Origin of the sequence: Streptomyces sp. NPDC006265, assembly GCF_040613555.1 — a bacterium.
Taxonomy (GTDB): domain Bacteria; phylum Actinomycetota; class Actinomycetes; order Streptomycetales; family Streptomycetaceae; genus Streptomyces.
This window is the reverse complement of record NZ_JBEXSH010000556.1, coordinates 1-5,938: the sequence shown is the minus strand read 5'-3', so window position 1 is coordinate 5,938 and position 5,938 is coordinate 1. Positions and strand designations below refer to the sequence as shown.

Annotated in this window: 6 protein-coding genes; 4 read left to right on the top strand and 2 right to left on the bottom strand. The window is 71.4% G+C overall.

Features of this window, described 5'->3' with window-relative positions; genetic code table 11:
* Positions 1–59: 59 nt before the first annotated feature.
* Entirely contained in the window at positions 60–710 is a 651-nt protein-coding gene (locus tag ABZ281_RS33670; protein WP_356661705.1) for an alpha/beta hydrolase, read from the top strand.
* On the opposite strand, the gene ABZ281_RS33665 is transcribed toward ABZ281_RS33670, so the two are convergent.
* Both ABZ281_RS33665 and ABZ281_RS33660 read right to left on the bottom strand, forming a co-directional pair.
* Positions 670–2,187: a cytochrome bc complex cytochrome b subunit gene (locus tag ABZ281_RS33665; protein ID WP_356661703.1), complete on the bottom strand. Its 1,518-nt coding sequence runs from the start codon at positions 2,185–2,187 to the stop codon at positions 670–672. The genes ABZ281_RS33670 and ABZ281_RS33665 overlap by 41 nt on opposite strands.
* Positions 2,184–3,113, bottom strand: coding sequence for a sigma-70 family RNA polymerase sigma factor (locus ABZ281_RS33660; protein WP_356661701.1), 930 nt, complete (start codon positions 3,111–3,113; stop codon positions 2,184–2,186). The genes ABZ281_RS33665 and ABZ281_RS33660 overlap by 4 nt, the downstream gene beginning before the upstream one ends.
* A gap of 176 nt (positions 3,114–3,289) precedes the next feature.
* Here ABZ281_RS33660 and ABZ281_RS33655 point away from each other — a divergent pair, with 176 nt between their 5' ends.
* From ABZ281_RS33655 to ABZ281_RS33645, 3 genes are all read left to right on the top strand, one after another.
* Positions 3,290–3,535 (top strand): hypothetical protein, encoded by a 246-nt coding sequence (locus tag ABZ281_RS33655; protein ID WP_030845137.1) that lies wholly within the window; start codon positions 3,290–3,292, stop codon positions 3,533–3,535.
* Positions 3,536–3,538: 3 nt separating this feature from the next.
* Positions 3,539–3,916 (top strand): toxin Doc, encoded by a 378-nt coding sequence (locus ABZ281_RS33650; protein WP_356661699.1) that lies wholly within the window; start codon positions 3,539–3,541, stop codon positions 3,914–3,916.
* A gap of 329 nt (positions 3,917–4,245) precedes the next feature.
* The gene (locus ABZ281_RS33645) at positions 4,246–5,868 is read left to right on the top strand and encodes an RICIN domain-containing protein (RefSeq protein ID WP_356661697.1); all 1,623 of its coding nucleotides are present in this window, start codon (positions 4,246–4,248) and stop codon (positions 5,866–5,868) included.
* The last annotated feature ends 70 nt before the right edge of the window (positions 5,869–5,938 follow it).

The window sequence follows — 5,938 nt, the reverse complement described above, 5'->3', positions numbered from 1 at the left end:
TCTCCACCGACGACCTGACCTCCTGGGGCTGGCGCGTCCCGTTCCTGATCGCGGGCCCGATGGGCATCATCGGCCAACCGGGCGCCGGGCGCTCCTGCGACGTACCGCCCTCCTTCACCCTGGCCGACTACGCGCGCTGCCTGGCGGCCGTCGTCGAGGACGTGGCCCTCGGCCCGGCCCATGTCCTCGGCGAGTCCTGGGGCGGCACCGTCGTGCTGGAGCTCTACCGGCGTCACGCCGGGCTCGTGCGGACCCTGCTCCTCGTCGACACCTACGCGGGCTGGAAGGGCTCGCTGCCCGCCGCGGAGGTGCGCTCCCGGGTCGAAGGGGCGGAGCGCATGCTCGCGGTCCCGGCCGAGGCGTTCGCACCGACCATGCCGGGACTGTTCGCCGGGCGGCCCTCCGCCGAAGCCGTCCGCCTGCTGTCCGTGATGTCGGCCGACACCCGCGCCCAGAGCATGCGGACCGAGCTCACCGTCATGGCCGAGGCCGACCTGCGGGACCTGCTGCCGAGGATCGAGGTGCCCACGCTCCTGCTGTGGGGCGAGCTCGACGCCCGTTCACCCGTGGATCCCGTCGCCCACCAGTTCCTCGAAACGATCCCGCGGGCCACGCTGGTCGTGCTCCCCGGCATCGGGCACCTCAGCAACATCGAGGCACCCGAGCCGTTCAACCGGACCGTCCGGGAGTTCTGCCGCGCTCACTCCTGACCGGGCCCGCCACCGACCGGCGCCGCGGTGCGTGGCCGACGAGTTCCCCGGGCCGTTCATGTGCGGTCAGGGTGTGCAGCCGGGCTCGGTCGAGCGGCTCGTGCGCCTCGGCGTACTCGCCGTGCGGCAGCCGCTTGATCACCCCCGTCGCCCGACCGTGCGCCACGAGCTCCCTGTCGCGCAGTCGCAGCCCCAGACAGATCCGCCGGGTCACGACGAAGACCACCGCCGGGACGAGGAACATCCCGGTCCGCACCGCCCACGTCACCGTGTTGATCGACAGATGGAGGCGGGTCGCCACGATGTCGTTCCCACCGCCCGCGAGCAGCACCAGGTAGAGGCTGATCCAGGCCGCCCCGATCGCCGTGCGGACCGGGCGGTCGCGCGGCCGGTCCAGCAGATGGTGCTCGTCCCGGTCGCCGGTGAACCTGGCCTCCAGGAACGGGTACACCCCGATGAAGACCAGCAGCAGCGGGAACACCACCACCGGGATCAGCACGCCCGGCACCAGCGTGTGACCCCACAGCGTGACCTCCCAGCCCGGCATGATCCGCACCAGGCCCTCCGCGAAGCCGAGATACCAGTCGGGCTGGGCGCCCGTGGACACCTGGTCGGCGCGGTACGGGCCGTACGACCACACCGGGTTGATCGTCGCCACCCCCGCGATCAGCGCGAACACCCCGAACACCAGGAAGAAGAAGCCGCCCGCCTTCGCCAGGTACACCGGCATGAAGGGCGTCCCCACGACATTGCGCTCGGTGCGCCCGGGCCCGGCGAACTGGGTGTGCTTGTGATGGACGACCAGCAGCAGATGGGCCACGATCAGCGCGGCCATCACCCCGGGGATCAGCAGCACGTGCAGTGAGTAGAAGCGGGCCACGATGTCGTCCCCGGGGAAGTCGCCGCCGAACAGGAACATCGCCAGGTACGTCCCCACGACCGGTACGGACAGCAGCGCGCCGTGCACGAACCTGAGGCCGGTGCCGGACAGCAGGTCGTCCGGCAGCGAGTAACCGAACAGCCCCTCGAACAGGCCGAGGAACAGCAGCAGCCAGCCGAACATCCAGTTGATCTCCCGCGGCTTGCGGAACGAGCCCGTGAAGAAGTGCCGCATCATGTGCGTCAGCATCCCGGCGACGAAGACCAGCGCCGCCCAGTGGTGCAGCTGCCGGATCAGCAGCCCGCCGCGCACGTCGAAGCTGATGTCCAGGGTGGACGCGTAGGCCTCGGACATCCGCACGCCGTTCAGCGGGACGTAGCTCCCCTGGTACGTCACCTCGTTCGTCGACGGGTGGAAGAACAGCGTCAGATACACGCCGGTGAGGACCAGCACCACGAAGCTGTACAGGCAGATCTCGCCCAGCAGGAACGACCAGTGGTCGGGGAACACCTTGCGCAGGTACTTCCTGCCGAGCGTGTGGATGCCGAGCCGCCCGTCGAACCAGTCGGCCAGCCGCTCGCCGCGCCCCGCGCTCACGCCGCCGCCCCGGAGAGGTGGGCGAGCTTGTCCGGATTGGCCACCACATAGATGCCGCGCACCCGGTCGCCCTCCGGGGTGAGGTCCAGGACCAGGACCGCGAACGGAGCGTCGCCGTCGAACAGCACCGCAGCCTCGTCGCCGTTGACGCGCCGGTACCGCCAGACCGGGTGGTCCGGGCCGCCGCGCCCGGCGGTGAGCAGCCGGGTCACCTTGTCCCGGCCGTGCACCGGGCGCAGGCTCGCCCGCCGGCGCTTGCCGCCCGTGTCCGTCCACGCCGTGACGTCCGGCGCGAGCACCTCCATCAGCTCGGCGATGTCGCCGCCGAGCGCCGCCCGCACGAACCGCTCGGTCGCCTCCCGCCGCACCCGCGGATGCGCCTCGTACCGCGGCCGTCGCGCGTGCACGTGCTCCCGGGCCCGGTGCGCCAACTGCCGTACGGCGGCGGGGGAGCGGTCGATGACCTCCGCGATCTCGGCATGCGGGTAGCCGAACACCTCACCCAGCACGAACACGGCCCGTTCCAGGGGTGTCAGCGACTCCAGGACCACCAGCATGGCCAGCGACACCGACTCGGAACGCAGGACCGGGTCCTCGGCGGTCCCGGTGTCCTCGCCGACCAGGGGCTCGGGCAGCCACGGGCCGACGTACGTCTCCCGTCGGCGGCTGATCACGGCGCGGCGGCGCAGCGCGTGGTTGACCGCCACCCGGACGAGATACGCGCGCGGGTTGTCGACGCCGGCCAGGGGAGCGCCCCCGCCGCGTGCCGTCCAGGACAGCCATGTCTCCTGCAAGACGTCCTCGGTGTCGGCGACACTGCCGAGCATGTTGTAGACAACGCCGAACAGCAGCTCGCGATGGTCGACGAACACACCGGTCGCCTCGTCGAGCGGGGCGTCGGTGCCGGGTACGGAGATCTCGGTCATGCGTGGGCCCTCCCGTGAACGCGCTCACCACTGCGAGCCGGACAGGGCCCCGAAATGTGACACCGCACGGCTCGATGTGACCCACACCTCAGGCCGCTCCTCTCCCAGGTACCGTCAGGCGACCTCCCTGACCTGGGGGTATTTACCAATCAGTACCCGAGCGGTACCGTGAAGGCATGCCAGCTCTCAACGTGGAGTTCAGCGACCGCGAACTTGAGGACCTGCGGCAGATCGCCAAGGAACGCGGTACGTCCATGAAGGCCCTCGTGCGGGAGGCGGCCGCGGCCGACATAGCCCGCCACCGGGCCCTCCAGGAGGGCGCGGAGGCCTTCCGTCGGTTCTTCGCCACCCACGCCGACGAGTTCGCCGCCGCGTTCCCCGACGACGAACCGCCCGCCAAGGGCGAAGGGCGGGCCGCCTGACCCATGGCACCCGTGATCCATATCGACGTGCCCTGGCTGCTTCAGCGCCACGAAGAGGTCCTGCCGGACCAGCCCACCGTCAACGACTTCTCCGCGCTGGTCGCCGCCGTCGCCCGGCACCGCGTCGACCCGCCGCGCCTCGGGGTGGATACCGACCCGGCCTGGCGGGCCGCCGCGCTACTGCACACCATCACCGTGCTCCGGCCGCTGCCCTCGGCCAACGCCCGCTTCGCCTGCGCGACCGCCGTGGCGTACATGTTCGTCAGCGGTGTCGGAATCGACCCGCCTTACGGCGCCCTCGTCGACCTCGCCCGCGATCTGTTGTCCGGCGCCACCGACGTCTACGGAGCGGCGGACCGGTTGCGCTCCTGGCAGATCTGAGGAACCGGATCCGGTGCCCGATTCACACAGGCCACAGGGAAATGTCGAAAACGGGTGCGACCTGCGCATATCCGTTCCCCGTTTCTGACTTTCTGTCAATGGCGGGGATGTTGTCCGGGCGCCTTGTTGGCCGTGTGGGGGTTGTGCAAGAGTGAAACGCGCGTGCGGGGGGGAATGACCGGGTGTCGCACGTGATTTGTGGACCGCGTCCGATTCGCCGTCGGTGAATTCGCACCTCCCGCGCCCCGCCCGAAAAGGTGCGCACCAACCGGGCCTCCTTTTTCGGCGGCAGGACTTCTGTGTCACATGCGTGGGAAGGAACCATCTCAGTGCCCACCCCCCACCCCCCTCGTCCCCCGTATCCCCCGCCCGGCGGGGATCCCGGGGAATCCGACGAATCACTCGCCGCCCCGCTGAGAGGCAGCCCGGAGGGCGAGGTCGCCGCCCATTCCGTCGCGCTGCTGATGGCGCGGCACTACCAGTCGGTGCACGACTACGCGGTCATCTGTCTCGCCTCGTCGGCGCAGGTCGCCGCGATGGTGACCGGGACCGCCTTTCACCGGACCCTCAACCGCCTGGCCTTCGGCGAGTCCGCCGTCGCACTGCGCCCCGCTCTTCTCGTGACCGTGCGCGACACGATCCGCGAGTGGTCCGGCGACGATCGAATATCGGCCGTTCTGCCCGCATTGCAGAAACCGGCCGGAGGGCGCGGGCTGCGCACCGCGACTGCCATGACGCCCGAAAATCGCATCCTCGCGGAGCGGGCATTCCAGGCACTTCCCGCGGCTTCGCGGTGTTTGCTCTGGCATGTCGAGGTCGAGGCAGATCCTTTAAGCGTCCCGGCCGGCCTGCTGGGCATGGACACCGACATCGCGTCGGCGGCCCTCGAACAGGCGCGGGACAAATTCCGTGAAGGCTGTGTACGTGCCCATCGCGAACTCGCGCCGACTCACGATTGCCGGTTCTACAACCGCCTCCTCGACGTCCCGATCCGCCGGGGCGGCGCACTGCTGCCGGACGTCCAGCAGCATCTGGACGAGTGCCGCTACTGCCGGGACGCGGCGGAACAACTGAGCCATTTCGAGGGCCCGCTGGGGCCGTTGGTCGCCGAGGCGGTGCTCGGCTGGGGCGCCCGCCGCTACCTCGACTCGCGTCCGGGACGGGCGTCGCACGGCACGCGGGGTGCCCGTACGGGCGGGCGGGGCGGCGGGCGGCGGGGCGGCGGGCGGCACGGGCTGCTGTCCCGGCTCCCGGTGCCCGCCCGGGTGCCGGAGGCGATGCGGTCGTCGCGCGTCCTGCTCTCGGGCGTCGGCGCGGTCTCGGCCGGAGTGCTGGCGACCGTGCTCATCATCAGCGCGTCGTCCTACGACGGCGGCGAGGCCGACCCGGCCGGCTCCAACAGCGCCGCCGGCGGCAAGGGCTCCGCATCGGTGACGCCACCAGGCACCGCCGGGCTTCCCATGGCCCAGGGCGTGACCCGGCTGCGCAACACCGGTGCCGACCTGTGCCTCGACATCCGGGACCTGCCGAAGGAGGGCGCGGGCACGAAGCTGGCCCCCTGCTCGGCGGTGTGGACCCAGCAGTGGACGTACGAGGACGACGGGCTCCTGCGCAGCGTCGCCGATCCCGGGCTGTGCCTGGACTCCCACAAGGACGCCGGTGTCGTCGTCCTCGGCACCTGCGCCGACGAGGATGCCGAGCGGGGCGACGACGCGCGCTACGACCTCACCGTGCAGGGTGAGTTGCTGCCCCGCTGGGACGAGCAGCTCGCCCTCGCCCCGGCCGACGACGACCCGGACGCCGACGTCGTCGTCAAGGTCCGCGACCGCACCTCCGAGGACCAGCGCTGGCGGTCGGAGCCCCTGCCGACGGCGGAGGGCTCCCTGTCGATCGAGGAGCAGGACGACCCGGCGGCCCGCCAGGTGACGGCCACCGACGGCCCGACCACGTGACGCGGGGCACCGGGGTCTGACCGGGGGCGGGGCGGGCGGGGCGCCGCGCGGCCCGGAGGGCGGGTGTCAC

Bases quoted from the DNA above. Each gene is read 5' to 3' on its own strand.
- ABZ281_RS33650 (WP_356661699.1), top strand. From the start codon at position 3,539: ATGGCACCCGTGATCCATATCGACGTGCCCTGGCTGCTTCAGCGCCAC.
- ABZ281_RS33655 (WP_030845137.1), top strand. From the start codon at position 3,290: ATGCCAGCTCTCAACGTGGAGTTCAGCGACCGCGAACTTGAGGACCTG.
- ABZ281_RS33670 (WP_356661705.1), top strand. From the start codon at position 60: ATGGGCATCATCGGCCAACCGGGCGCCGGGCGCTCCTGCGACGTACCG.
- ABZ281_RS33660 (WP_356661701.1), bottom strand. From the start codon at position 3,113: ATGACCGAGATCTCCGTACCCGGCACCGACGCCCCGCTCGACGAGGCG.